Annotated in this window: 22 protein-coding genes and 1 tRNA gene; 8 read left to right on the top strand and 15 right to left on the bottom strand. The window is 67.3% G+C overall.

Features of this window, described 5'->3' with window-relative positions:
• Positions 1 to 56: 56 nt before the first annotated feature.
• From LUW87_RS17450 to LUW87_RS17440, 3 genes are all read left to right on the top strand, one after another.
• Positions 57 to 752 carry a CAP domain-containing protein gene (locus LUW87_RS17450; protein WP_232672479.1) on the top strand — a complete coding sequence of 232 codons (696 nt, stop codon included), beginning with the start codon at positions 57 to 59 and terminating at the stop codon, positions 750 to 752.
• 112 nt (positions 753 to 864) lie between these two features.
• A complete protein-coding gene (locus LUW87_RS17445; RefSeq protein ID WP_232672478.1) occupies positions 865 to 1,314 on the top strand; it encodes a nuclear transport factor 2 family protein in 450 nt (149 codons plus the stop codon).
• Between the two features lie 314 nt (positions 1,315 to 1,628).
• Complete coding sequence (locus LUW87_RS17440; protein ID WP_232672477.1) at positions 1,629 to 2,189, top strand: GNAT family N-acetyltransferase; 561 nt, start codon at positions 1,629 to 1,631, stop codon at positions 2,187 to 2,189.
• A 702-nt stretch (positions 2,190 to 2,891) separates the two neighbouring features.
• On the opposite strand, the gene rpsB is transcribed toward LUW87_RS17440, so the two are convergent.
• The 3 genes from rpsB to LUW87_RS17425 all read right to left on the bottom strand — a co-directional run bounded on the left by rpsB (position 2,892) and on the right by LUW87_RS17425 (position 5,771).
• Positions 2,892 to 3,878 (bottom strand): 30S ribosomal protein S2, encoded by a 987-nt coding sequence (rpsB, locus tag LUW87_RS17435; RefSeq protein ID WP_232672476.1) that lies wholly within the window; start codon positions 3,876 to 3,878, stop codon positions 2,892 to 2,894.
• 226 nt (positions 3,879 to 4,104) lie between these two features.
• The gene (locus LUW87_RS17430) at positions 4,105 to 4,641 is read right to left on the bottom strand and encodes a hypothetical protein (RefSeq protein ID WP_232672475.1); all 537 of its coding nucleotides are present in this window, start codon (positions 4,639 to 4,641) and stop codon (positions 4,105 to 4,107) included.
• A gap of 686 nt (positions 4,642 to 5,327) precedes the next feature.
• Positions 5,328 to 5,771, bottom strand: a complete 444-nt coding sequence (locus tag LUW87_RS17425) for a hypothetical protein (RefSeq protein ID WP_232672474.1) — start codon at positions 5,769 to 5,771, stop codon at positions 5,328 to 5,330.
• Between the two features lie 174 nt (positions 5,772 to 5,945).
• Here LUW87_RS17425 and LUW87_RS17420 point away from each other — a divergent pair, with 174 nt between their 5' ends.
• Positions 5,946 to 6,623 (top strand): 8-oxoguanine DNA glycosylase OGG fold protein, encoded by a 678-nt coding sequence (locus LUW87_RS17420; protein ID WP_232672473.1) that lies wholly within the window; start codon positions 5,946 to 5,948, stop codon positions 6,621 to 6,623.
• Between the two features lie 17 nt (positions 6,624 to 6,640).
• Here LUW87_RS17420 and LUW87_RS17415 read toward each other — a convergent pair whose 3' ends face one another.
• The 7 genes from LUW87_RS17415 to LUW87_RS17385 all read right to left on the bottom strand — a co-directional run bounded on the left by LUW87_RS17415 (position 6,641) and on the right by LUW87_RS17385 (position 14,413).
• Complete coding sequence (locus tag LUW87_RS17415) at positions 6,641 to 6,886, bottom strand: DUF7662 domain-containing protein (protein ID WP_232672472.1); 246 nt, start codon at positions 6,884 to 6,886, stop codon at positions 6,641 to 6,643.
• On the bottom strand, positions 6,886 to 8,367 hold the full coding sequence (locus LUW87_RS17410) for a type I restriction-modification system subunit M (protein WP_232672471.1): 1,482 nt from the start codon (positions 8,365 to 8,367) through the stop codon (positions 6,886 to 6,888). Before LUW87_RS17410 ends, LUW87_RS17415 begins: the two co-directional genes overlap by 1 nt.
• A complete protein-coding gene (locus LUW87_RS17405) occupies positions 8,364 to 9,752 on the bottom strand; it encodes a restriction endonuclease subunit S (protein WP_232672470.1) in 1,389 nt (462 codons plus the stop codon). The genes LUW87_RS17410 and LUW87_RS17405 overlap by 4 nt, the downstream gene beginning before the upstream one ends.
• A complete protein-coding gene (locus tag LUW87_RS17400; protein ID WP_232672469.1) occupies positions 9,749 to 12,571 on the bottom strand; it encodes a type I restriction endonuclease subunit R in 2,823 nt (940 codons plus the stop codon). The genes LUW87_RS17405 and LUW87_RS17400 overlap by 4 nt, the downstream gene beginning before the upstream one ends.
• Positions 12,572 to 12,636: 65 nt before the next feature.
• On the bottom strand, positions 12,637 to 13,224 hold the full coding sequence (locus LUW87_RS17395; protein ID WP_232672468.1) for a hypothetical protein: 588 nt from the start codon (positions 13,222 to 13,224) through the stop codon (positions 12,637 to 12,639).
• A gap of 211 nt (positions 13,225 to 13,435) precedes the next feature.
• Entirely contained in the window at positions 13,436 to 13,804 is a 369-nt protein-coding gene (locus LUW87_RS17390) for a hypothetical protein (protein ID WP_232672467.1), read from the bottom strand.
• A 273-nt stretch (positions 13,805 to 14,077) separates the two neighbouring features.
• A complete protein-coding gene (locus LUW87_RS17385; RefSeq protein ID WP_232672466.1) occupies positions 14,078 to 14,413 on the bottom strand; it encodes a helix-turn-helix domain-containing protein in 336 nt (111 codons plus the stop codon).
• Positions 14,414 to 14,739: 326 nt separating this feature from the next.
• On the opposite strand from LUW87_RS17385, the gene LUW87_RS17380 reads away from it, so the two are divergent.
• On the top strand, positions 14,740 to 15,897 hold the full coding sequence (locus tag LUW87_RS17380) for a site-specific integrase (RefSeq protein WP_232672465.1): 1,158 nt from the start codon (positions 14,740 to 14,742) through the stop codon (positions 15,895 to 15,897).
• Here the strand turns inward: LUW87_RS17380 and LUW87_RS17375 are convergent.
• The 3 genes from LUW87_RS17375 to LUW87_RS17365 form a co-directional block, all read right to left on the bottom strand.
• Entirely contained in the window at positions 15,894 to 17,543 is a 1,650-nt protein-coding gene (locus LUW87_RS17375) for a UvrD-helicase domain-containing protein (RefSeq protein ID WP_232672464.1), read from the bottom strand. The genes LUW87_RS17380 and LUW87_RS17375 overlap by 4 nt on opposite strands.
• Positions 17,543 to 19,150, bottom strand: a complete 1,608-nt coding sequence (locus LUW87_RS17370; protein ID WP_232672463.1) for an ATP-dependent nuclease — start codon at positions 19,148 to 19,150, stop codon at positions 17,543 to 17,545. The genes LUW87_RS17375 and LUW87_RS17370 overlap by 1 nt, the downstream gene beginning before the upstream one ends.
• A gap of 233 nt (positions 19,151 to 19,383) precedes the next feature.
• A tRNA-Met gene (locus tag LUW87_RS17365) sits at positions 19,384 to 19,460 on the bottom strand.
• 106 nt (positions 19,461 to 19,566) lie between these two features.
• Between LUW87_RS17365 and LUW87_RS17360 the strand changes: the two genes are divergently transcribed.
• The 3 genes from LUW87_RS17360 (at position 19,567) to LUW87_RS17350 (ending at position 22,935) form a co-directional block, all read left to right on the top strand.
• Positions 19,567 to 20,556 (top strand): NADPH:quinone oxidoreductase family protein, encoded by a 990-nt coding sequence (locus LUW87_RS17360; protein WP_232672462.1) that lies wholly within the window; start codon positions 19,567 to 19,569, stop codon positions 20,554 to 20,556.
• A gap of 177 nt (positions 20,557 to 20,733) precedes the next feature.
• Positions 20,734 to 22,071 carry a phosphotransferase family protein gene (locus tag LUW87_RS17355; protein ID WP_232672461.1) on the top strand — a complete coding sequence of 446 codons (1,338 nt, stop codon included), beginning with the start codon at positions 20,734 to 20,736 and terminating at the stop codon, positions 22,069 to 22,071.
• Positions 22,072 to 22,122: 51 nt separating this feature from the next.
• On the top strand, positions 22,123 to 22,935 hold the full coding sequence (locus LUW87_RS17350; RefSeq protein ID WP_232672460.1) for a glucose 1-dehydrogenase: 813 nt from the start codon (positions 22,123 to 22,125) through the stop codon (positions 22,933 to 22,935).
• A 63-nt stretch (positions 22,936 to 22,998) separates the two neighbouring features.
• On the opposite strand, the gene LUW87_RS17345 is transcribed toward LUW87_RS17350, so the two are convergent.
• Together LUW87_RS17345 and LUW87_RS17340 are read right to left on the bottom strand one after the other, a co-directional pair.
• Positions 22,999 to 23,547: a hypothetical protein gene (locus LUW87_RS17345; protein WP_232672459.1), complete on the bottom strand. Its 549-nt coding sequence runs from the start codon at positions 23,545 to 23,547 to the stop codon at positions 22,999 to 23,001.
• A gap of 181 nt (positions 23,548 to 23,728) precedes the next feature.
• Entirely contained in the window at positions 23,729 to 24,301 is a 573-nt protein-coding gene (locus LUW87_RS17340; RefSeq protein WP_232672458.1) for a hypothetical protein, read from the bottom strand.
• Positions 24,302 to 24,361: the final 60 nt, after the last annotated feature.

Below are 24,361 nucleotides of genomic sequence, written 5' to 3'. Positions count from 1 at the left end.
GGCCGTCACCAGCCACCGCGCGTCCCACGGCACAAGGGTCTGGGTAAGCCTCGCCCATGGCTCTTTTCCACCACCGCGCCGTCGCGTCCGCCTTCGTCGGTCTCCTGGCGCTCGCCGGTTGCAGCTCGACCAACGACGAGCCGGGCGCGGCACCCACCGTGGGCGGAGCGGACCAGACCAGCGCCCCCGAGACCACCGACACCGGCTCGCCCCAGACCTCTCAGGCGGGTACGCCGCCCCCCGAGGACGACGTCGCCGTCGAGCGGAGGATGGAACGGATGGTGTTCGACCTGGTCAACGCCGAGCGAACCGAGCGCGCACTCGAGCCCTTGGAGTGGGACGACCAGCTGGCCGGCCTGGCGCGCGACTGGACCGCGCAGATGGCCGAGGAGGGGACCCTGGAGCACCAGGACACCCAGGTGGTGTTGAAACGGTCCGAGGGGTTCACTGGTGTGGGCGAGAACATCTTCCGCGGCGCCGGGCCGGTACCGGCCTCGACCGTCCACGTGGGATGGATGCGCTCGGCGGGTCACCGGGCCAACGTGCTGCGACCGGGGTTCGACCGCATCGGCATCGGCTTCGTGTGCGACGACGGTGTGCTCTGGGCCACCCAGCGCTTCGGCCGGACCGCCGGGACTGGGAGCCTCGGATCCGACGACACCGCGCCGCCTCAGGAACCGATCGTGGCCCGCGAAGGCCAAGGCCCGACCTGCCCGGGTGCCACCGGCCGGCCCGACGTGGTCCCTGGATGACGCGTTTGCTCCACCCGGTCGATGCGGACCTCCCCTAGCCGGGCAGCACCCGCCGCAACCACGCGCTACAACTCCCGGTGGGGCGAGGGGCGCTCCTGACAGGGGAGTGGCGATGACGACGTTCGACGAGGCCGAGGTCCGCGCCGCCTACGACCAGTTCGTGGCCGTGGGCGAGAGCGGCGACTGGAACGCCTGGGCCGACCTGCACACGGTCGACGGCGTCTGGGTGGAGCACCACCTCGGGCGCTTCGAGGGTCGAGAGGCGATCAGGCGCGCCATCGTCGACGTGATGGCCCAGGCCCCGTCGACCATGACCTTCCCCGTGGAGTGGGTCGTCGTCGAGGGCAACCGCGTCGTGTACTACCCCTGGCAGGTCCTCCCCCACCCCACCGGGCAGGGGGAGGACTTCCGCTTCGGATGCGTCACGATCCTCGAGTACGCCGGCGACGGCCAGTTCTCCTACCAGGAGGACCTGTACAACCCCACGGAGGGAGCCGAGGTGTTCGGGCGATGGATCGCCGCCGGTGGCGTGCTGCCGGCCGGGGTGTCATCGCCCGACTGAAGGGCCCTGCGAAGCCCCTGCTGACTCTCCGTGCTTCCCGCAGTCGACGACCGCAACGCGCCGGCCGTCGACGAGGCGACATCGGAGGCGGATGACGGCAGCGCGCTCGACGCAGTGTTCGCGTTCCGCTGACGTCACTCGGACGTGCACAGTTCGCTCCGAGGGGGGTGCTCCGTAGCCCTCCACGAAGAGAGTGGCGGAAGCACCCGTCGCAAGCATCGGCGCCGATGGGTGCCCGGAGCACGCGAGCCGGGTCGGCCGATGCGTGGTCAGCTCGTCAACCGCCTCACGCGCGGGCACGCGAAGCTCACGACATGAACGACCCGCCGACCCCGCCGACCGTGATCCGCAACGCCGAGCCGGCAGATCTCGCCGAGGTCCTCGCCATCGAACGGGCGGCGTTCGACGCGGAGCCCATCGACGAGTTGGTGGAGAACCTGCTCGTCGACCCGACAGCGGCACCCTGGGTGTCCTTGCTCGCCCTGCGGGAGGATCGTCCGGTCGGCCACATCTTGTTCACGAAAGGACACCTTCAGACGGAAGGAGGTCAGCCCGTCGTCTTCCTGTTGGCACCCCTCGCCGTGGTTCCCGACGCGCAGAGCCAGGGCGTCGGCGGCCGGCTGATCGAGGCGGGCCTCGATGCCCTGCGCCGAGCGGGTGCTGACCTCGTCTTCGTTCTGGGGCACCCCGACTACTACCCCCGCCACGGCTTCCGGCCGGCCGGTGTCCTCGGCTTCGAGGCGCCCTACCCCATCCCCGACGACGTCGCCGACGCCTGGATGGTGCAGGAGTTGAAGCCGGGCTGCATCGGCCGGCTCCGGGGCAGGGTGGCCTGCGCGACGGCGATGGACCGTCCGGAGTACTGGAGGGAGTGAGCACGCTGCGTCGACGTCGCCTCGGCGGCGAGCAGGAGCTGCGCCGTCTCCGTCAGCTCATCGTCGGTCCTCCATGCCAACAGACCCCCCACGGTTGGGGCCGGTGTCCGCTGCGGTTGGTGTCCGCCGGGCGGCGATGAGGGTTGGTGGGTGAGCTCCCCGAATGGTTCGTTGGGGTGATGGTCGACCATCCAGGCCAGTCTCGGCATCCCAGGTTCGTTGTGGGTAACAGCCCTTGGCAGCAGATCTGGTACACCTCGGTGGCCGTCATGTCGTCGATGAACGACCCGTCGAGAGTTGCGTCGGGTCGTAGCCCCGAACCACCCGAGAGATCCGCACCGCAGCCCGGGGAAACGGGTGAAACACCCCGAAAACGTCGAGAACCCCACCGCAGGGGGGTTCTCGAGCCGACATCTCGGAAGTTGGTGGCGGGGGCAGGATTTGAACCTGCGACCTTCGGGTTATGAGCTAGCCAAGGCCCATGTCGGCGGATACCGCTGAATGCCGGATCATGCGCCTGACCTGGGGTTTCGTGGGCTGCTGCCATCAACCCGATTGCGTCAGTTCCGGGTCATATCGGCCCGTTCGTTAGAAGATCCGTTAGAAGCCCATGACCGCCAACACGAACAGATCGCGTGTCGGCAACACCAGTCATCGGATCATGCGGTAAGCGAACCAGGGCATTGAAACCAGCCACAGGTGTCAGGCCTCCTTTGGGCGGGGGCGGAGGTTCTCGGCGGCGCCCTGACCGGCAGCCTCGGCGTCGGCCTCGAGGTTCTCGACGTTCTCTGGGGTGAGGCCGGCCTCGGTGGGCTGGTCGGCGGCGAGGGCCTCGGTCTCCTCCGCGGACTGGGCCGGCTCGGCCTGCTCGGCGGCGATGCGGGCATCGCGGGCGGCCGCGGCCTCGGCGGCCTGACGGCGGGCCTTGGCCTGAGCGGCCTCGTGGGCGGCCACCTCCTCGGCGCTGCGCTCCTGCACGGCGGGAGCGGCGGCATCGGCCGCAGCGCCGCGCTTACGCGAGGCGATGAACCGGCCCTCCTCGACGGCATCGGCGACCACACGGGCCATGAGGTTGGCGGAGCGGATGGCGTCGTCGTTACCCGGGATGACGTACTGGATGATGTCGGGATCGCAGTTGGTGTCGACCACGGCGACGATCGGGAGACCGAGCTTGTTGGCCTCCGTGACCGCGATGTCTTCCTTCTTGGTGTCGAGCACGAAGACCGCGTCGGGCAGGCGCTCCATGTTGCGGACGCCACCGAGGTTGCGCTCGAGCTTCTCGAGCTCACGGGAGATGAGGAGGGCTTCCTTCTTGGGCATCGCCTCGAACTCACCGGAGTCCCGCATGCGCAGGTACTCCTTCATCTTCGCCACACGCTTGGAGATCGTCTGGAAGTTGGTGAGCATCCCGCCGAGCCAGCGCTCGTTCACGTAGGGCATCCCGCACTTCTCGGCATAGAACTGCACCGAATCCTGAGCTTGCCTTTTGGTGCCGACGAACAGGATCGTGCCGCCATCGGCGACCAGGTCGCGCACGTAGACGTAGGCGGTCTCGATGCGACCCAGCGTCTGCTGCAGGTCGATGATGTAGATACCGTTGCGCTCACCGTGGATGAAGCGCTTCATCTTCGGGTTCCAGCGGCGGGTCGAGCCCCCGTAATGCACGCCAGCTTCAAGCAACTGGCTCATCGTCACTACAGCTGGCGAGGCTGTTGCCCGTGGTGTCTCGGGGATGAAGGTACGCCTTGCCGGCTTTGGCGCTGACGGAGTCGAGGGGTTCGGCTCAGACTCAGGAGGCGCAGGCGTAGGAGGAGGAGGAGGCGGTGTATCTCTCCGACGAAACGGGAAACGGGCATCCGGAGATGGGCGATCGGGGTCCGACACGGACCGGCACTGTAGTTGTTTCGCCCGCAACTCAGCTAAGCGTCAACCATCCGAGTGCGATCCACAGCGCAAGTTGGCCCATCCCGCAGAGAATTGCCGCCACGTAGAGCCAGCGTCGCCGCCCAAGCTCCAACTCATTTCCGTCCGCCTTCTTATCGACCTCCTCAGCAAGCTCCTTGTAGATCGCTGGTCCGGGTGGATGAATATCGGAATCGATCCAATCAGTCAGGAGGGGTTGCGCCTGGACGGATAGGGACCACTTGCCCGGCCACAACAACAGCGTGAGTGACGCGAGCATCCCGATAAGAAAAACGGTCGCGACTCCGGCGAGAATCTGTCCACCCGCACCAATGGACCCGGAATTACCGACGACAGACCCGACCAGGAAGGCCGTAGAAGCCCCAATGAACGCCACGAATTGAACCGCCCGCTGCTTCATCGTGGACAACTCTTCGGTCTGGTCGTGGACTCTCGCCCGGCTCTCGGTGTACGCGAGCCGGTATAGATCGGCCTTGGCCCTAGAAACCGATGGGGCCTTCGACGGCGTCTCCGGCTGGTTCTCGTTCACGGCCCGACCAGGGTACCGGCATAGCGATCCGACGTCGCCTGCCGGCCAATCCGATCGCCAGCGGATCCACGAATTCCCATAGCACAACTGTCGCACAGGGACGCGCTGCCTCGAGCGATGCGAGCTTCACCCAATGGTGGCGCAGAACTAAGAGGCCACGGGAGTCAGTCGAGATTGCACAGCCGCGCCCTTCTCTCAGCCCCCGGCCCGCCTGCCTAGCGGCCCAGAAGCGTCTGCCCGCCCTCTTCGTGACCCAGCGCAGCGGCTGAACGAAGCAGGGGCCCAATCACTACGGACTGCATCAAAGCGGCAGCAAAGCCGCGCCCCCTCCCCTGGGACGCAACGCCTCGGACCTCCTTGTCGGCCCGACGGTAGCGGCGAGCTCGACCTGAGCCGACGGAAACCGAACTCCCGTGCCACCTCCCCTGCCACGCGCTCTTACCGATCGTCGCCCTTGTCGTACCTCGAGCCGCTTGCCTGGAGGTACGACGCCGACCTCCTCGAACTCAGGCATGAGCCGAACCCTGGAGCTAGGTGGACAAGTCCGCTGGACGCCCCCAGCCACTTCCACAGTTAATCCAGACTAGGGCTCCGCTCACACCGGTATCGTGGCAACCCCAAGACCCCGGAACGATCCCTGCCCTCGGCACATCGCCGGGGTTTCGCCGTTCACCCCATGCGACCGGTTAGAGCAGTGCCCTCTCCGGAGGTGCGGCATCGCGTTCCGCCAGCATCGTCACCAGGACCGACTCGATCTCGGCGAGGTCTCCCACCGGAATGCGAACGCTGCCACCGACCTGCATCCCGCGGATCCCGGGGATGGGGCGGCGAACGCTGATGTCGTATCGCCAGCCGATCGGCTCCAGTTCGACGACGGTGCTACCCGGCCCATCCGACCAGTCGAACTTCTGCCATCTGTGCTCCGACAGGCGCGTCGCATCGAAGAGGTCGAGGAACCTCTCCAGCTGCTCAGCCGTGTCGAAGGAGATGTAGGCCCGGTTCTCGCGGGTAGCGCCGGCCGCAGCTGTGATGCCGCCTTCACAGCAGGCGCGAGTTGGTATGCCGAGCCGCCAGATCCCTTCGATGATGCCGGCGAGCCCGGCATCGACGTCAGCGCTCAGTTCACCCACGACGACACGAACGGTGGCGTGCTCGGGTCTCCGACTCGGTCCCACTGACCCATCGGGTGCCTGGCGTTCCGGTCTCTCGACTGTCATGTGCGACTCCTTACGGCCAGAACGCACGATGCCCGGTGTCTGCGACATCCCCGCACTCTTGTCGGTGGCCCTGCCTACGATCATGGGATGGCCGAACTACCAGAAGCAGTCGTTCGGTCGATCTCCGATTTGCAGAGCGACGGATCGATCCTTCATCACAGCGTGGCGTGGAACCCTGAGGCGTGGCGGGCGGTGCCACTCTCCTCGACCAACGCGTTCCTGGAGGACGCGGTCGACCTCACCGTCTCCCATCCAGGGCGCATCTCACGAAACGACGTGATCGCGTTGGGCGCAACCGACGAGCGGCTCTTCCTGGGGGCCATGGTCTTCGGATTCGGTCCCGTTGGCTACGGACCGCACCGGGTCGGCGAGATGGTCACGAAGACCGGCCCGACGTTCGCCGAGCGACTGGCGGCCATCACGGCTGCGGGCGCCCTCGGCCCCGCCGAGAGCTGGGATGCCATCCGCTCCTCCGCCTCCCGGGTCACCGGGCTGGGGATCGCTTTCGGTACCAAGGTCACCTACTTCGCGTCATTGCGCGATAGCCCGGAGAAGCCAGTGTCGCTGATCGCCGACATCAACACCTCGTGGGGAGCCTGGGAGGCGTTCAAGATCCCGCGAAGCGTCGAGCAGAAGGGCTCGTATCTCGCCTATGTCGAGATGGCGCGATCCTTCGAAGCCTCCGGCTTCCGTCCCGACGAGGTCGAGTATGGGTTGTTCCGCTACGGCCAGCAGGTGCTTGCCAAGCGGCGAAACGGGGCCTGACGAAGGCGATCCCCTGCTCAGCCTCGGACGAACTCGATGGTCTCGGAGTTGAGATCGAGCCCTTGGGTGCGATAGCCGGCGTCCAGCCAGGCCCGAGCTTCGACGTGGCTCCCGTCGGACTCGTTGGCCCACCACGCCTGGTGCTTCCGTGCCGACGCCGGAAGCGGCTCGCCGAAGATCCGCTCGATCTCCGAGAACGAGAGCTTCAGCAACGAGTCGGGCTTCGATACGAGGTGCTCGTGCAGTGGGTCGTACTTGGCCATCACGCCTCCTCGACGTCGACGCCGATGGCCTGGAGAGATTCAGCCAGGGCGGTGAACTCCTCGAGGGCGGCCTGGAGGTCCTCGACGATCTCGGCGGCGATCACACCGGGGGCCGGAAGGTTGTCAGTGTCCTCGAGGCTCTCGTCGCGGAGCCAGGAGATGTCGAGGCTGGCCTTGTCACGAGCGATGAGTTCGTCGTAGCTGAAGCGATGGAACCGCTCGCTCTCCTCCCGCTTGCCACGGTGGCCGGGCTTGTAGCACTCGACGAAGTCATCGAGGTCAGCGCGCGCGAGGGAGTTGGTCTTGAGGGTGAAGTGCTTGTTCGTCCGCAGGTCGTAGATCCACAGGTCCTCGGTCCACGGGGTGTCGGAGCCGGGCTTGCGGTCGAAGAACAGAACGTTGGCCTTCACACCTTGGGCGTAGAAGATCCCGGTCGGCAGGCGCAGCAGCGTGTGGACGTCGCACTCGTGGAGCAGCTTGCGTCGAATGGTCTCGCCGGCGCCGCCCTCGAACAACACGTTGTCGGGTACCACCACAGCGGCAGTGCCCTCGACCTTGAGCAGGGTCTTCACGTGCTGGACGAAGTTGAGCTGCTTGTTGGACGTCGACGCCCAAAAATCATCACGCACCACGGTGAGGCTCTGCCGCTCGGCCTTGCCCTCGGCAGTGACGATCTGGACCGACGACTTCTTTCCGAACGGCGGGTTGGTGAGCACCATGTCGAACCGCTCACCCGGGTCGGCCCGCAGGGCGTCGTCGACGTGGATCGGGCTGTCCGACTCAGGTGACTCGATGCCGTGCAGCAGCAGGTTCATCGCACACAGGCGGGCGGTGTTGTCGACGATCTCCCAGCCGGTGAATAGGCCCGAGCGGATGTGCCGCTTCTGGTCGGGATCGAGGTTCGGGTTGTTGCGGACGATGTTGTCGAACGCAGCGAGGAAAAAACCGCCGGTGCCACAGGCCGGGTCGCAGATCCGCATGTCCGGGCTCGGCTGCATCACGTCGACCATCGCCGAGATCAACGCACGCGGCGTGAAGTACTGCCCGGCGCCGGACTTCGTGTCAGCCGCGTTTCGCTCAAGCAGGCCCTCGTAGGCGTCGCCCTTCACATCGGCGCCGAGGGTCATCCAGGTCTCTTGGCCGATCAGATCCTTGATCAATCGCTCGAGCTTGGCCGGGTCCTGGATGCGGTTCTGGGCCTTGCGGAAGATGACACCGAGCAGGTCGTCGGTGCCGCCGAGGTGGTTGAGGATCGCGATGTAATGCGCCTCGAGCGCCTCGCCCTTTCTGCCGAGCAGCGACGGCCAGTCGTAGCCCTCTGGCATGATCCGATCGAGCCCGAGCTCCCGCTGCTCCTCGGCCATCTTCAAGAACAGCAGGTATGTCAACTGCTCCAGGTAGTCGCCGTACGACAGGCCGTCATCCCGAAGGATGTCGCAATAGTTCCACAACTTGTCGACGATCACCTTGGTGTCGCTCACGACGCCTTCACCCTCCGGTTGCGCTTCACCAAGCCCACCCGCCGCCTCCGCTCGAGCGGCACGTATGCCGAACCGTCATCTTGTTCCCGAGGCACGAGCTGTCCCGACAACCCTGCAGCGAGGACCGACCGACGCAAGGCGTGACCTCTTGAGCTCGAAGCATTCACCTGATCAAGAGCGGACGTCCACGAACTCATCGCGGCATCGAGTCGGTTGACCAGCTGGGCCTGCACCTCGGCCGGAGGCACAGGGAGCCAGAGCCGGCGGCAGGCCGATATGTTCAGATTGATCTGTCCGGCCGTGGCCTTCCCCGTCCGCAACAGCGGATCGACGACTATTCGATCCATTAAGAGGTACGCGAGGAACTCGCTGCGGAGGATCGGGCGCGGACGAAATGCCGCGACAGCCTGGTTCATGTTCCATTCGGGATAGTCATCTGGCACCACCGAGAGCTTCCCGAGCGGCGGTCCGACAATGTTGATCAGTACGTCGCCCGGACGTAGCCGCGAGCGGCGGAGCAGTGATTCGTGTGTCTTCCTCGTGACGAACGTGGGCTTGATGGCGAAGTCCAATCTGCCATCGAATCCGAGGTTGTAGACCTTGATGAACGGGATCTCGCCAGAGTCGGGATAGAGGTCGGCGGCCTTCGGAGTGCTCCCCGAGGACACCATCTCGCACGCGTCTGATGCTCGGACCCAACGCCAACCCATCGGTAGTGGCACCGACGGATCGTCGTCATTGAGGTTCGGCGCGCCCGACAGACCAAGTACTGCTCCGACGAGCTGCGAGCGAAGCTGACTAAGACGGACTCGGGCCCGCGTCAGCGCTTGGATTGCGTTGTCTATGCCAGAGAGGCGTTCGTCGAGCGCTGCGACGATCTTCTCCTGCTCGGCTCTCGGAGGCAGGGGAATCGGCAAGTCCTCGATCGTGCGGGAGGACAGGTGCTTGACGGTGACGGCAGAAGTTACGGCGTGTACCGCGTCCAGATACGGCTGCAGAACGAGGAGGAGAAAGCGCTCGTCGTAGGTACTGGGATCGAGCACGCGGAGCCGACAGACTCGCTGATTCAGTACCGCTCGCGGGCCAAGCCAGGGGGCTACCCGGAAGTCGCCGTCCATGCCGACAAGGATGTCCCCAGGACCAATGACGTGGCGCTCCTCAAACGGCCCCGCGTAGTGCACCTGGGTGAAGTCCCGACCAACGTCACGGATTCGGACGAGCGGCTCCCCTACGCCGTCGTTGTTGAATAGGTCGGACTTGAATGCCGCCCCGTTCGTCACCTCGACCAGGTCACCGAGTCGAGCTCGCTCCCACCATGGGGCGACACCAAGAAGGGGTGACGAGGAGGAAGCGACGATCTCATCCGGGTGCACGCGAAGCGTCATGCCGCGACTGTCTCGGCGAGGTCGGCTAGCAGGTCGTCGAGATCGTGACCAAATAGCTCACGGGCGCGGCCGAGGCCGCCGTGCTGGCTGAAGGGCGGGTCAAGCAGTTCCCGTGGCTCGATGGACAGTGATGCGGCGAGGTGGTCCCGGATGAGTCGGAGCCAAGCGAGCTGTTCGTCAGTGAAGGTCCGGCCAGCATTCTGCTGTTGGGTGAGCCAGGCCTCAAAGCGTTCTTCGACCTGCTGGGGGAACGGGGCGAGCTCGTCGTCGACGCCGAGCGTGTACCGAACGAGGGAGACGATGTTGGTGAGCAGGGTGCCCGCCGCGCCGTGGACCTTGGCAGCGTCAAGGGTCTCGTAGGCCTCCCAAAGCCGTTCGGCGGTCCAGCGGTGCGGGGGCCGGCTGATGGCATCGGCCAGTTCTTTTACGTCGGCGTAGGTGAGGCGCTTGACGTAGGGGCGGCTGTAGAGCACCTGGAGCGCGGTGATCTCGTCCTTGTGCTCGTCGAGGAACGCCTTGAACGAGTCGATGGTGGCTTCGGCCCGGGCGCGGGCGTCGACGGAGAACTCCGCTCGGGTGACGGTGTCGATGCTGATCTCGTCGATGACCTGGTCGAAGCTGCGCTGCACGTTGACCAGTTCGACGCGGAGATCGGGGTTGGCAGCGAGAGGCATGACTGCCTCATCGAACAGGACCCTCTTGGCCTTCTCCAACTCGGCATCGGTCGGCTCGCTGGTGCCGGCCGCGGCTCGAGCTGCAGCGAGCTGTTCGTCGGGGTCGATGGCTCGGATGAGGCCGTGCTCGATCGACTTCATCGAATGACCAGCAACCGCTTCGATCTTGTCGCGATCGGCGGGCGAGATGCGGACGTCGATGCGGGCCAGCCGGGAAGCCAGCGACGAGACGAGGTCCTCGCTGATCTGACCGAGGGAGACCTGGTGGAGAAGCTTCTCGAGCGACACCCCGCGCTTGCGCTCGAGTGGGGTGGACTCGATGAGCTTGGTCTCGGTCACCCCGACGGCGTCGACGAGCACGAACCGGTCCTTGTGGTGCGCGTCCGGGGTGACCTGGATCAGGTCGTGGTCGTCGATGGTGCGCACGCCGCGGCCCTTCATCTGCTCGAAGAAGTTCCGGGAGCGCACCATCCGCATGAACACGACCATCTCGATCGGCTTCACGTCGGTGCCGGTGGCGATCATGTCGACGGTGACGGCGATGCGCGGGAAGTAGCTGCCGCGGAACGCCTGCAGCACCTCCTTCGGAGTCGATCCGTCGGAGGTCTTGTAGGTGATCTTGGCGATCACCTCGTTGCCCTTGCCGAGCTCCTCACGAGCGATGCGGACGATGTCCTCGGCATGGCTGTCGTCCTTGGCGAAGATCAGCGTCTTCGGGATGTGACGCAGCCGACCGTGCTCATCGAGCTCACGGTCGGGGAACATCGCCGGCAGGTTGTCTCGGATGGCCCGGACGACCGTGCGGATCTGATCCTTGGCCACGACCTTCTTGTCGAGGGCCTTCTCGTCGTAGGTGAGGTCCTCGTCGACCTCCTCGAGCCGCTCGGTGCGGGTCTCGCGGTCGCGGAAGGTGGTGACGTAGCCCTGTCCGCCTTCGATCGTCGAGCCCTGCTCGCTGATGGCGGTGGAGAGCCGGAACACGTCGAAGTCGACGTTGACCCCGTCGGCCACGGCCTGGGGGAACCCGTACTCCATCACCAGGTTCTTGTTGAAGAACCCGAAGGTCTGCTTGCCGGGGGTGGCGGTGAGCCCGATGAGGAAGGCGTCGAAGTACTCGAGGACTTGGCGCCACACCCCGTAGATCGAGCGGTGGCACTCGTCGACGATGATCACGTCGAACGCCTCGATCGGCAGCGCCGGTTGGTAGTCGACTTCGACCGGTCGGGTGGGGCTGGTGTCGAAGGTCGACAGTTCGTCGATGTCGTCGGCCAGCTCGACGTCGCCGCGCAGCATCGAATAGACCCGCTGGATCGTGCCGATGGAGACGCTGGCCACCGAGTCGACCTTGTTGTGGGTGAGGTGCTGCACGTTGTAGAGCTCGGTGAACTTGTGGCCCGAGCCCGGGACCTCGAAGCCCTGGAACTCCTTGAGCGTCTGCTCGCCCAGGTTGCCGCGGTCGACGAGGAACAAGATGCGCTTGGCTTGAGCGTTGGAGATGAGCCGCTCGCAGATGTTCGCCGCGGCGAACGTCTTGCCCGACCCTGTCGCCATCTGGATGAGTGCTCGGGAGCGGTTGCCCTTCAGCGACGCCTCGACGTTGGTGATCGCCTCGAACTGGGCATCCCGGAGGCGAGCCGGATCGTGCACGAGCTCTGGCATGGCGGGGATGCGGGCCCGCAACGTGCCGCCGCCGTGGTCGACCTGGCCTTCGATCTCCCACTCGAGCGTCTCGGGACGATGGAACCAGAACACTCGACGAGAGGTCGGCTCCGGGTCCAGGCGACAGGTGAACCACGTCTCCTCACCGGTCGACTCGTAGCCGTAGGGCAGCCGGCCGTCGATCAGGAACGAGGGAAGAGCGTCAGGCACGTTGGTCTGGTACTTGACCGTCTGCCACTCCACACCGGAAAGCGTGGTGCCCTGCTTCTTGGCTTCGATCACCCCGACGGCCTGGCGGTTCACGAACAGCACGTAGTCCGCCGGCCCCGCTGTCGTCACGAGCTCTCGCACGGCCACACCGATGCCCCCGTACAGGTTGATCGCCTTGTAGTCCTGCACAACCCAACCGGCGGCTTCGAGCATGGCGTCGATCCGCTGCCGGGCGCGCTGCTCCGGAGGAACGTAGGAAGAATCCGCCTGGGTCATCGAGATCCGAGCCTACGACGCAAGACTCGAGGGCACCGGCTCTCGACCAGCGGCTATCGGGACTGCTAGCCGGGGCCGAGCACCCCGTCGACGGCTTCTCGCAGATCCTCGTGACCGCACGCCACGGCGAGTCCCTCTCCGACGAGGCGTTGGACCGAACTCAGCGACAGAGTCTTCGCCTCCCGAAAGCGCCCATCCAGGACAGATGTCGCCACCACGTAGAACACCCACGATCCGACGTCGAGCGGACCGAGGGGTGCATCATCGGCCCCGCGCCAGTGGGCAAACACGTACGCGCACGCTGATCTCCGAGCCTCATCGGCATAGCTGTTGGTCGCAGGATCCCAGCCACGGGTCGGCCCGATTCCCCAGACCCGTCTCGGACGCCCCACGCTGGCCCCCCACGACTGGTGGTCACCTGTGGCCTTCACCTCGATGCCACGACCTTGGTAGGTGAGGTCGAACTTCGCCCACGAGACCCGGGTCGAATCGGTCACCCCGAGGGCGGTGGCGACGAGGTACTCGGCGAAGACGCTGCGAACGTCGTTGGAGACGAGGTCCGAGTAGCCCCACCTCCAGAAGTCGACGAGCCGCCGGTCAGTTCCACGGATGACATCGTCTGGGTCAGCAGCCGGGACCTCTCGAAACCCCACACAGCTCCTTCGGTACGAGCTCGCCACCACGAGCGCCTGACGGTGGCCATGCCTTCCAGATGCGGGCCGTCCCCGCCTCCCCTTGCGAACCTAGCCGAGACGATTCCAGACGGATTTCGCCGGTCGGGCAACCGTTGCGTTGCGCCCCTGGGCCAGATCTCGGTCCCGGAAGTGGTCCCGGTATCGGTCCCGACGGCCGGCTGACCTGCGCCTACTCGGATGAGTCCCCGGGGTGGTGGAGATCCCAGAGCCGTCGCTCGGCGATCCGGGCCCGGTTCTCCCAGAAGGCGACGACGTTGTCCTGCTGGACGATCTTCGCCTCCAGCTCCTTCCGCTCCCGGGTCTCCTTCGCCAACCGGCGCTCCGCCATGCCGACGAGCCTCTCCCGCCGTGCGCACTCCTTCTCGAGGCGCCGGACCTCGGAGCGGGCATCGCGAAGCTCAGCACGAAGCCGCTCGGGCTCGGCCAGCTCGTCGGCCTTACGGGCCCGGTAGGCACGCTTACGTTCCGCCTCGGACGCCCACTTCCGGGGCCGCCCTCGACGGGCAGAACCATCGCCCTCCGCGCTCTCCTCCGACACGGACGGCAGCCTAAGCGGACGCGACGAAAGTCATGTGCACACCGACGGTGATGATCTGTGTAGGTGACATGGTGATGCCGCGTCGAAACAGGTCTCGCGGGCCGAGAGCGCACCGGCGCTCCGCGTCCCGCCGACGGCCGTGAAGGGTCTCAAGACGGGCAGGGGCGCGACGAGGTCACGGCGCGGCTCGGCCCCGATCACGACCGCGACGATCTACGACGTCAGACGCGCATGTGCCCCGAGCTCAGGCCCGAGCGGCAGTTCCGTCGGCGCTCAGGCTTCGTCGAACAGCGAAGGCTGCTCGCAGCTGATCGAGGGATTCGACAAGCGGCGCGACGCGACGGCCTTCACGGGGTGGGTCTTGGAGGTATGGACCTTGTTCGCAACGCGCCCGGTCGGCGGCGCCGTGAGCGGACCACCGGCGTAGGTCTCGAGCGCCGCCCGTGGCACGCGGAGCTGACGACCGAAGCGCACGACTGGGAGACCCTCGGCGCCCGCGGTTGCCCGCCACTGCCGGGTCAGCCCGTAGGCCGCGGTGCGGCCGATCCGCAGCACCCGGGCGGCCTCTTCGACGGTGAGGAAGTCCGGCAGCAGCTGGGGCGTCTCCACGGGTGGCCTCCTGGTGACCGTGACGGCGGGCGTCGACGCGCTCGACGGCCCTCCCCTCCTGATCCCACTCCCCACGGCCGCTGGCGTCGCGTCCTTCGGAGACTGTGGGCCACTCCCCCGCCTCCGTGGCCGCTGGACCGTCTCGAGATGCCGGGCCACAATCGGCTCACCGCCGAAGTGGACGGCCTCGAGCACGGGCCGGTTGCGGTGCGACGTGCTCCTCCAACCCGATCCGACCTCGCCCAGGCACGCCCTCGACGACGTCGGCGCCTCGACCGTCGTCCCCTGACGAGCGGACCGGTCGTGGCTGCACGCCAGGAGGAGCCGTGAGAGGCCACGTCGCCAAGAAGGGCAACCGCTACTACGCCGTCGTCTACGAGGGCACCGACCCGGCCACCGGCAAAGAACGCCGCCGCTGGTACCAGGGCGGCGCCACCCGCCGAGAAGCCGAGCGGGTGCTCACCGAGCTCGTGAAGCGGATGCACGACGGCGACTACCGCTCCCCCGAGCGGATCACCCTCGGTGACTACCTCGTCGAGCGGTGGCTCCCTGTCCGCAAGACCCAGGTCGGCCACAGCACCTACGCCTCGTACCGCCAGACGATCAACTCCCACGTGCTCCCCCGCATCGGGATGATCCCGCTGCAGCGCCTCACCCCCGAGGACCTCGAGGGCTTCTACGCCGACTTGCTCACCGAGGGCCGGCTCAACGGCGGTGGTGGAGGGCTCTCCCCCAAGACCGTGCGGAACATCCACGGCATGCTGCACAAGGCGCTCGCCGACGCCTGCCGCAAGGGCACCGTCCAGCGCAACGTGGCCGGCCTCGCCGACCCGCCGCGGGTGCGTCGACGTTCGGCGATGACGGTGTGGGACGCCGCCCAGCTCCGCCAGTTCCTCGCCGAGATCGAGGACCACCCGCTCGGCACCGCGTTCCACCTCGCCGCCCACACCGGGATGCGCCGTGGCGAGGTACTGGGGCTCCAGTGGAGCGACGTCGACCTCGACGCCGCCCGCCTCTCGGTCCACCAGGCCGTCACCAACGTCGCCTACGAGAAGCGCCTCGGCGACGTGAAGACCGAGACCGGCCGCCGCATGGTCGACCTCGACGCTCGGACAGTCGACGTTCTACGAGCGTGGCGGAAGACGCAGATCGCCGAGCACCAGCTGACCGGCCGACGGTGGAGCGAGGACGGCTTCGTGTTCGCCCGCCCCGACGGCGAGCCGATCCACCCCGACTACGTCAGCCAGTGCTTCGAGCGTCACCTGGCCAAGTCGTCACTGCCGAGGATCCGCCTCCACGACCTGCGCCACACCCACGCAACGATCCTGCTCAAGGCCGGCGTCCCGGTGAAGGTCGTCAGCGAACGCCTCGGCCACAGCAGCCCCGCCTTCACCATGACCGTCTACCAGCACGTCCTCCCAGGCATGCAGGCCGAGGCCGCTCGGGTATTCGGCGAGGCAATGTTCAGCGAGAAAGCGACCTAACGCCGATCAAGCACCTCGTCGGCCTCGGCCGTCAACAACGTCAAGAAGCGACTTGGTGTCCGATCCATGTCCTGCCCATTCCATTTCGGAACGACGTCCGCAACGGTCACGACGAGATCCTCTCGAGCTCTCGACAACATCACGTGGAGGACCGCGAGTTCCTCGGTGATCTGGGAACGATCCCCAGATCGCTCAGCGAGCATCGCCGCATAGTGAGGGAGGATCGCCTCCTCCAAGCCCAGGACCACCACCCGGTCGAACTGCTGACCTTTGCCGAGATGCCCGTTCAAGAGGTGCAGACCCGGGCCGACCGGAGCATCGGGGTCCGAGGACACCCGGATGCCCGAAACCACATCCGCCAGGGAGTACCCCTCCCCCACCAGCTCTTCGATGGCCTCCAGAGCCTCCTGTAGCTCGTCGAGGGCGTCGAGGTCCTGTTCGTCGAGGTCCACCAGGCACCGGCTGTAGAGCTCCTGCAATGCCAAGGGCGGATCCCCAACGAGCAGGGCGAGCTCGAGGTGACGGGCCAAGAGCTCAGCAATGAGGGGGCGATGCGCAGGAAAGTCCCAGATCTCCGCAGCGATACCCGACTCGTCGATCGCCCGGTCGAGGGCACGCCGCCGCGACGCCGTGCGAGCGATGACCGCTACAGAGTCAGCCGGGAACGCCCTAACCCAGCCGGCAACCAGCTCCGAGACAACCTCAGCCTCGGCGAGCACGTGCCGCGTGCGGAGAATCCTGAAGGTCCCTCGATCGCTCCACTCATCGGGGATGGCGGAGAGAACGGTTGCTCCTCCAAGTTCCCTCGACACCGAGCTGACGGCCCGCAGGACTGCAGGCGATGAGCGATAGGAAGACTCAAGTCGATACTCAGCGTCCACCTCGACCCGGATGCTCTCAAGGACGGCAATTGGCTCCGCTCCTGCGAATCCGTAGATCCCTTGCGCAAGGTCGCCTGCGTACACTGATCGCCCTCCACCGATGCGGCGGGCCAGTTCCAGTTGGCCAAGAGAAAGGTCCTGCACCTCGTCAACGATGACCGCTGTGAAGCTCGACTGATATAGGTCCTGGACCCCGGGGTGGGCCAGCGTCAGGTGGCCCAAGCGAATCACATCGTCGAAGTCCACCCTGTTCTGCGCCCGAAGCGCCGCTTCGTACTCCATCGCAGCGTGCAGCCCGGCGGCCTCGAGCCGCGCCAACACCTGCTCGTCATCGAACGGTCCGCACTTGGCGGAGCGAAGCACACAGGCGAGCTCAGCCGAGTCACATCCGGTGGACTTGACGATCCCGTTGGTGAAGCCCTTGAGCCACCCTCGTTGAGGCGCTATCTCTAGCGGCACACGCCCGATTGCGCCCGCATGGTGCTGATAGACCCGGTATGCCAGCCCGTGGAAGTTGGTTACGAGGGCATGGCGGTACCACCTGGTACCGAGGTGGGCTTTCAAGCGAGCTCGAAGATTCGCCTTGGCCTTGTTCGAGAACGTGAGGCCGAGGATGCGCTTAGGCGAATTGACCAGGCCGCGGTCGACAAGCGACTCGACCCATCGAGCGAGGCTCTCGGTCTTGCCGCATCCTGGAGGCGCGAGAACCAACGCCGAGCTGAGTTCGTGAGTCTCGTACCACGGTGGATCCACGACCGTCGCCATCAAACCCTGGCCACAGCATCGGCCACGACAGCGGCGAGGACCTCAAGGCTCGATGCATCGGACTTGGTCAGTTCGGACGCTAGCGCCGCTGCGACCTCGGTCTTGCGAGTGCGACACCAGGCGGCGTAGGGCTCGTTCTGGAGGGAGGCAAGACCAGCCACGCTGTTGCCAGCGCAGATAGCCGACTCCTTGAAGAATCCCGTCGCGATCAGGCGTCTGGCGTGGGCTTCCGCTCCCAACCCCCGGACGCACTCCATCTCGAGGTCCGGGTCGCAGATCAGGAATCCCGCTCCAGGCACCTCCGAGCGATTGATTCCCAGGTACTTGGCCACATCATCGGCTTCACTCAGGTCCACCAGGCCGACGAGCGGAACGCCAAAGCCCTGGGCTCCGAACAACCGGAGGGCCATCTTGAACCCGCCAGCGCCGTTTACGGCCGCAACGACAATGCCGAGTCGATCGAAGTCGAACCCAAGTGCAATAGCGCATGCCTCGACCATCACTCGGTCGGCGACTCCTTCAACGAGCACCACACACCGGCTGGTGAGCGGCTCAAGCGTCGGCGTCGTCCACCACTGGTCTGCCGCCTTCGGTTCGTCGTGGAACGGCTCGACGGAGAGCTGCCGGCATGCGCCACCAACGAACGCGACAGCGTGCATGGGGGAGAACTGCGTGAGTACAGCAGGAGCGTGGGTAGCAATGACCGCCTGCCCGGCCTTGTCGCGGAGCATCGACCCTGTTCGCGCCTGAGCGCGTGGATGAAGATGAATCTCAGGTTCGTCCACAGCGATGATCCGGGCCCCACCCCTTGCGAGAAGTTGAATGGCGACAGTCGACATGGCACGGACACCGTCCGATTGGTCTCGGAGCGGACGAGGCGCTGTCCCGTGCTTCAGCTTCACGTCGACATCGGCGAGTGGGGCGTGGGCATCGGCGCGAGGAAGCTCGAGCACGAGATCGTCGGCCTCAACACCCCTCGGAAGCAGTTCACCGAGCGCGGAAGCCAGGCTCTCCCTGAGTTTCACCAAGGCAGGCGCGTCATGGACCACGCCGTGGAGGTTCTCGACCGCCGACACGATCTCTGAGAGCGAAGCTCCGAGGTCCACGGAGCCGAGAAGTCCACCAATGGCGCTACGTCGCCCTGCCCCCAGCTCCCGATCGGGGGATCTTCCAGCAGGCAGGAGCGTCCAACCGACGCATTCGAGGTGCGCTGCAGTAGCGGCAATCGCAAGACCCGGCTTGATGAACACCCTTTCCAGGGCGACTTCGTCACCAGCGGGATCCGGAGTTGCACGCAGCAGTAGGCGCAATCTCTGAGCGCTGTCGGGGAGCACCTCGATCTGCTCCGGCAAGGATGCCTTCTCGTCCTCAGTGAAGTCCCTGAACTCAATCTCGCAGGTCATCGGTCGGCTCGGGTCTCGTAGGTCCCCGACGTCAATGAGGCCGTAGAGCCTGCCAAGGGACCCGCACAGCATCCCATCCAGAAGCCTCAACAATGAGGTCTTGCCAGACTCGTTGGGACCTACGAGCACGAGGTGCTCTCGCACCTCGATGTCAATCTCAGGTACCGCCAAGTGATTGCAAACCGTCAGCCTGCTGATGCGCACGCCAGTCGCCTTCCGCCATCGGCTCGATCATCGCCGATGCGAGTTTGATCGACCGCGGAGGGCGTTGGACGGATCCTGACCCCCGATCGACGGACACGGGCACGGGCCTTGGGTTCGTGTCCTGGCTGCAGGGAACCCGTTGAGAGCCGCAACCCGTTAGAAGATCCGTTAGAAGTCGGTCCGGAAACGGCGAGGGCCCATCCTCTCGGATGGGCCCTGACCTGCTGTTTCGTTGGTGGCGGGGGCAGGATTTGAACCTGCGACCTTCGGGTTATGAGCCCGACGAGCTACCAGACTGCTCCACCCCGCGGCGTGCGGATGAATCTACCGGGGACGCCGAACGATCGCCAACCCGACAGCGCCGACCCAGCCGTCACCCGACCTCACGACCGGCGACCCCGGTAGCGTCCGTCCGCATGCGTGCCTGGCAGGTCCACCGCAACGCCGCCCCTCGTGAGGCCCTCCGTCTCACCGACGTCGACGAGCCCACTCCCGGGGCCGGTGAGCTCCGCCTGCGGGTGCACGCCGCGGCCATCGGACGGCCCGACGCCTTCCTGTGCCACGGCACCTACGCCTTCCGACCCGAGCTGCCCTTCGTCGCCGGCCAGGAGGTCTGCGGCACGGTCGACGCGGTGGGCGAGGGGGTCGATCCCGCCCTGGTCGGCAGTCGCCTGATGGTGGTCACCAACTTCTACGACGGTCGAGGCGGCTTCGCCGAAGCCACCATCGCCCGGGCCGACACCGCCTACCGGGTGCCCGACGACATGGGCGACGCGGAAGCCGCCGCCTTCCGCATCGGCTACTCCACCGCCTGGATCGGCCTCGTCCGTCGCGGCCACCTCGAGCCTGGCGAGCGGCTGCTCGTGCTCGGTGCCGCCGGCGGGTCCGGCGCCGCCGCCGTCTCTCTGGGCCGGGCGCTCGGCGCCGAGGTGCTCGCGGTGGTCTCCGGCCCGGAGAAGGCCGAACTCTGTCGCCGTCTGGGCGCCCACACCGTCATCGACCGCACCACCCACGACGTGCCCGCCGCGGCGCTCGACACCACCGGTGGCGCCGGCGTCGACGTGGTCTACGACCCGGTCGGCGGGCCCGCGGCCGACGCCACCGTGCGCGGCCTCGCCCCTGGAGGCCGGCTCCTCGCCGTCGGCTTCGCCAGCGGCGCCTGGGTGCGGCCCGACACCGCCGAGCTGGTTCGTCGCAACGTCTCGCTCGTCGGCGTGTTCGCCGGCGGGCTCCCCCGGGCCGAGAACGAGGCCGACCACGAGGCGCTCCTTGCTCTCCGCGCCGATGGCCGCCTCCGCGACGCCACCACCGCGGTGGCCTTCGACGATCTGCCCGACGCGCTCGAGACGGTGGACGCCGGCGAGGCGGTGGGCAAGCTCGTGCTGCGGTTCCCTGAGCCGTGCTGAACACCGGGCACGTCCCGGGGAACCACCGTGAGCCGGTGCCGTCCCGTCGGCGCGGCCCCTCCCCCGGGCGCCGACGTCTCCGGAATCCCACCCCGAGCGCTCCCACCACCCGGGCGCTGACTACGATCGCCGCCCGGGGGAGGACCAATGGCACCAGATCACGATCTGCCGGACGGGATGTTCGAGTGGATCGCGCAGACAGGCGGCGGGGAGATCACCCGTCTCGAACGCCACGTGGCCCGGCGCGAGGCGTGGGTGGTCGACGTGACCCGGCCCGACGGCTCGGTGCTCGAGGGGTTCCTGCGCCTCGACCGCCACGAGGTGCCGGCCAACTCCTCCACGTCGCTCGTGCGAGAGACCAAGGTCATCCAGGCCCTGGCTGACACCGACATCCCGGTGCCGGCCGTGTACGGCCGCAACGACGAACTGCGCTGCACCCTGTTCGAACGGGTCCGGGGCCGCTCCGACATCGACGCCCTCGACGACCCCGTCCAGCAACGAGCGGTCATGGAGGACTTCATCCGGGTCATCGCCCGCATGCACACCCTCGACCTCGACGAGCTCGGCCTGGCCGATGCCATGCCCTACCTGCCCACCACCCCCGCCGAGGCCGCCCTCAACGACGTGGACCTGGCCCTCGAGCAGTGGCAGGGCTTCCTCGAGCACTACACCGAGCCGCTCATCACCTACGGGGTGAGCTGGCTGCGACGGAACGCCCCCACCGAGCTGCACCGCCTCTCGCTGGTGCAGGGCGACACCGGCCCGGTGAACTTCATGTTCGACGGCGACCGGGTGAGCGCCATCATCGACCTCGAGTGGGCCCACTACGGCGACCCCCTCGAGGACATCGGCAACATCTGCGTGCGCGAGTTCTGGAACCCCTCCGGCGGGCTGGACGGGCTCTTCCACCTCTACGAGCAGGAGTCCGGCATCCCCTACACCCGCTTCGCGGCCCAGTACTACCGGGTGCAACAGAACGTGCGCGGCATGATCCCGATCCACGCGGTCACCGAGAATGCCCACCCTCGGGAGTCGCTGGCCTGGTACCTCTGCTACCGCTACCTGGGCGATCGGGCCACCTGCCAGGCGCTCGCCGAGGCGGCGGGCGTCGCCGTCGAGGTGCCGGAGATGCCCGCCGCCGAGGGCGCCAAGGACATCGTCGCCGCCGCCGCCGTGTACTCCATCGAGCGCGACGTGGCCCCCAAGCTCACCGACGCCTTCGCTGCGTCACGCGCCACCGACGCCACCCGCCTCATCCGCCTCATGGACCGGCGCCGCCGCTACGGGGCGATCATCGACGCCGTCGAGTGCGACGAGATGGCGCCGCTCCTCGGCGCCCGGCCCGCCACCAAAGCCGAGGGGCTGCAGGCCCTCGACGACCTCATCCGCACCGGCACGTTCGACGACGACGCCGTCATCACCTACCTCACCCGCCGCGCCCTGCGCGACGAGTGGCTCCACGAGCCCGCCGTCTCGCTCTACCCCGAGCGGACCTGGTCCGAGCTCGACGCCTAGCGCGAGCGAGCCCGGCACCCGCGCTCACCACGACCCTCCCGAGAGGACCCCATGACCAGCACCGACTCCCCCACCCACCGACCCGGCCGACTCGACGGCAAGGTGGCGCTCATCACCGGCGCCGCCCGGGGGCAGGGCGAGGCCGAGGCCCGCCTCTTCGCGGCCGAGGGCGCCCAGGTGGTGCTCGCCGACGTGCTCGACGCCGAGGGCGAGGCCGTGGCCGCCGACATCGGCGAGCGGGCCCGCTACGTGCACCTCGACGTGTCCCAGGAGGACGACTGGGCCGCGGCGATCGCCGCCACCGAGGAGGTCGGCCCGCTGTCGGTGCTGGTCAACAACGCCGCCATCCTGCGCTTCACGAGCATCGCCGACACCACCCTGGAGGAGTACCTCCAGGTCATCATGGTCAACCAGGTCGGCACCTTCCTGGGGATGCGCTCGGCCATCGAGCCCATGACCCGGTCCGGCGGGGGCTCCATCGTCAACATCTCGTCGATCGACGGCATCGGCTCCAAGAACTCCCTCGTCGCCTACTCCAGCTCCAAGGGCGCCATCCGCTCGATGACCAAGACCGCCGCCCTCGAGCTCGGCCAACACCGCATCCGGGTCAACTCCGTGCACCCCGGCGGCGTCTTCACCCCCATGAATGGCGACATCAGCAAGAAGATGCTCGACGCCGCCCACTCCCAGCTCGCCCTGCAACGCTCGGCCATGCCCGAGGAGATCGCAGCCATGGTGCTGTTCCTCGCCTCCGACGAGGCCAGCTACTGCACGGGCGGTGAGTTCGTCGTCGACGGCGGCTGGCTGGCCGGCGACATCAACCCGTTCCTGCCGGGCGCACCGCCCGCACCGGCCAGGGCCTGAAGGCCCGGACGCGAGAGAGGGGCCCCGCAGGGCCCCTCTCCACGAACCGGTCTCGACCGTCGATCAGCCGGTGAAGGTGGGGCGGGCGGCCACCGCATCGGCCGCCACCGCCGTGGTGGTGGTCGACTCCACGGTCGTCGTGGTGGTGGTGGGCTCGGCCTCGCACGACCCGTCGAGCTCGATGGTCCCCACGGCCTCACCGCTGGCATCGCCGTTGTAGAAGTCGTAGCCAACGGTGAGCGTCACCGTGCCGGTGGTGTTGGGGACCGGCCCGTCGGTGCCCATGACCGAGTCGCCGGGGAGGACCGTCTCGCCCACGAGGGTGTCGACGGAACCGGTCCAGGCGCCGGACTGGTCGGCCGAGGTGATGTCGATCGCCGTGCCGATGCCGCCGGCTGGGCTGTTGAGCGCAAACGGCTCCAGCACGGGCGTCGTGTTCGACACCGTCCACGCGAGCGTCCACGTCTCGTGGCCGGTGGCCAGGTTGCAGGTGGCCTCACCCGTGACCGTGACGTCGACCTGCGGGATTCCCGCAGAGGCCGGCAGCGCGGTGAGCCCGGCCACCATGGCAACGGCCGCGCCGGCCACGCCGACTCGTGAGGACAACTTCATGGGCCAACTCTCCTGATTCGTCTGCCCTCCCCCCGTCGGGAAGCACGCCCGGACGCTAACGCGCCCACCTCACCCGTGTCGAGGGTCGCCGCAGGCCCCGAGACGACCAGCGGCGCGGTGCCGGACGCGAGAGAGGAGCCCCGCAGGGCCCCTCTCTCGCACCGACAGCGACCGCGACCGATCAGCCGGTGAAGGTCGGGCGGGCCGCCACCGCATCGGCCGCCACCGCCGTCGTGGTGGTCGGCTCCACGGTCGTGCTCGGCGCCGACGTGGTGGGCGGCGGCGTGCAGGAGCCGTCGAGGGTGACATCGCCGACGGCGACGCCGGAGTAGGTCTGCTCGCCCTCGCCCCAGCTGTAGTCGACCGTGAGCATCACGTCGCCGGTGGCGTTGGCGATGCCGGTGACCGTGGCGCTGGTGGACTCCTGCGGGCCGACCGAGTCGCCGATCAGGTCGGCGACCGTGCCGGTGGCGGCGCCGGACATCACCGCGTCGTCGATGGTGGCGGTGAGGAAGGGGAAGTCGATGCCGGACGGCGTGGACGTCAGCTGGGGAATCCGCTCGTCGTTCGACACGGTCCACTCGATGTCCCACGTGCCGGTGGCCGTGTCGCAGGTGGCCTCACCGGTCACCATGATGTTGCCCGAGATGTCGCCGGCCCCGGCGGGCAGCCCCGAGAGGCCCACCACCATGGCCGTGGCCGCCGCGGCGACACCCAGTCGTCCCAGGGTCTTGTTCATTCGCACGTGCTCCATGTGTCGTTCCCGCCCACGGGCACCCGTGGGACGTCGAGAGGTTAGCCCCTCCACCAGGGC

Origin of the sequence: Rhabdothermincola salaria, from assembly GCF_021246445.1 — a bacterium.
Taxonomy (GTDB): domain Bacteria; phylum Actinomycetota; class Acidimicrobiia; order Acidimicrobiales; family Acidimicrobilacustridaceae; genus Rhabdothermincola_A; species Rhabdothermincola_A salaria.
The sequence above is the reverse complement of the archived record's forward strand: the minus strand, read 5'-3'. Positions and strand labels throughout refer to the sequence as shown.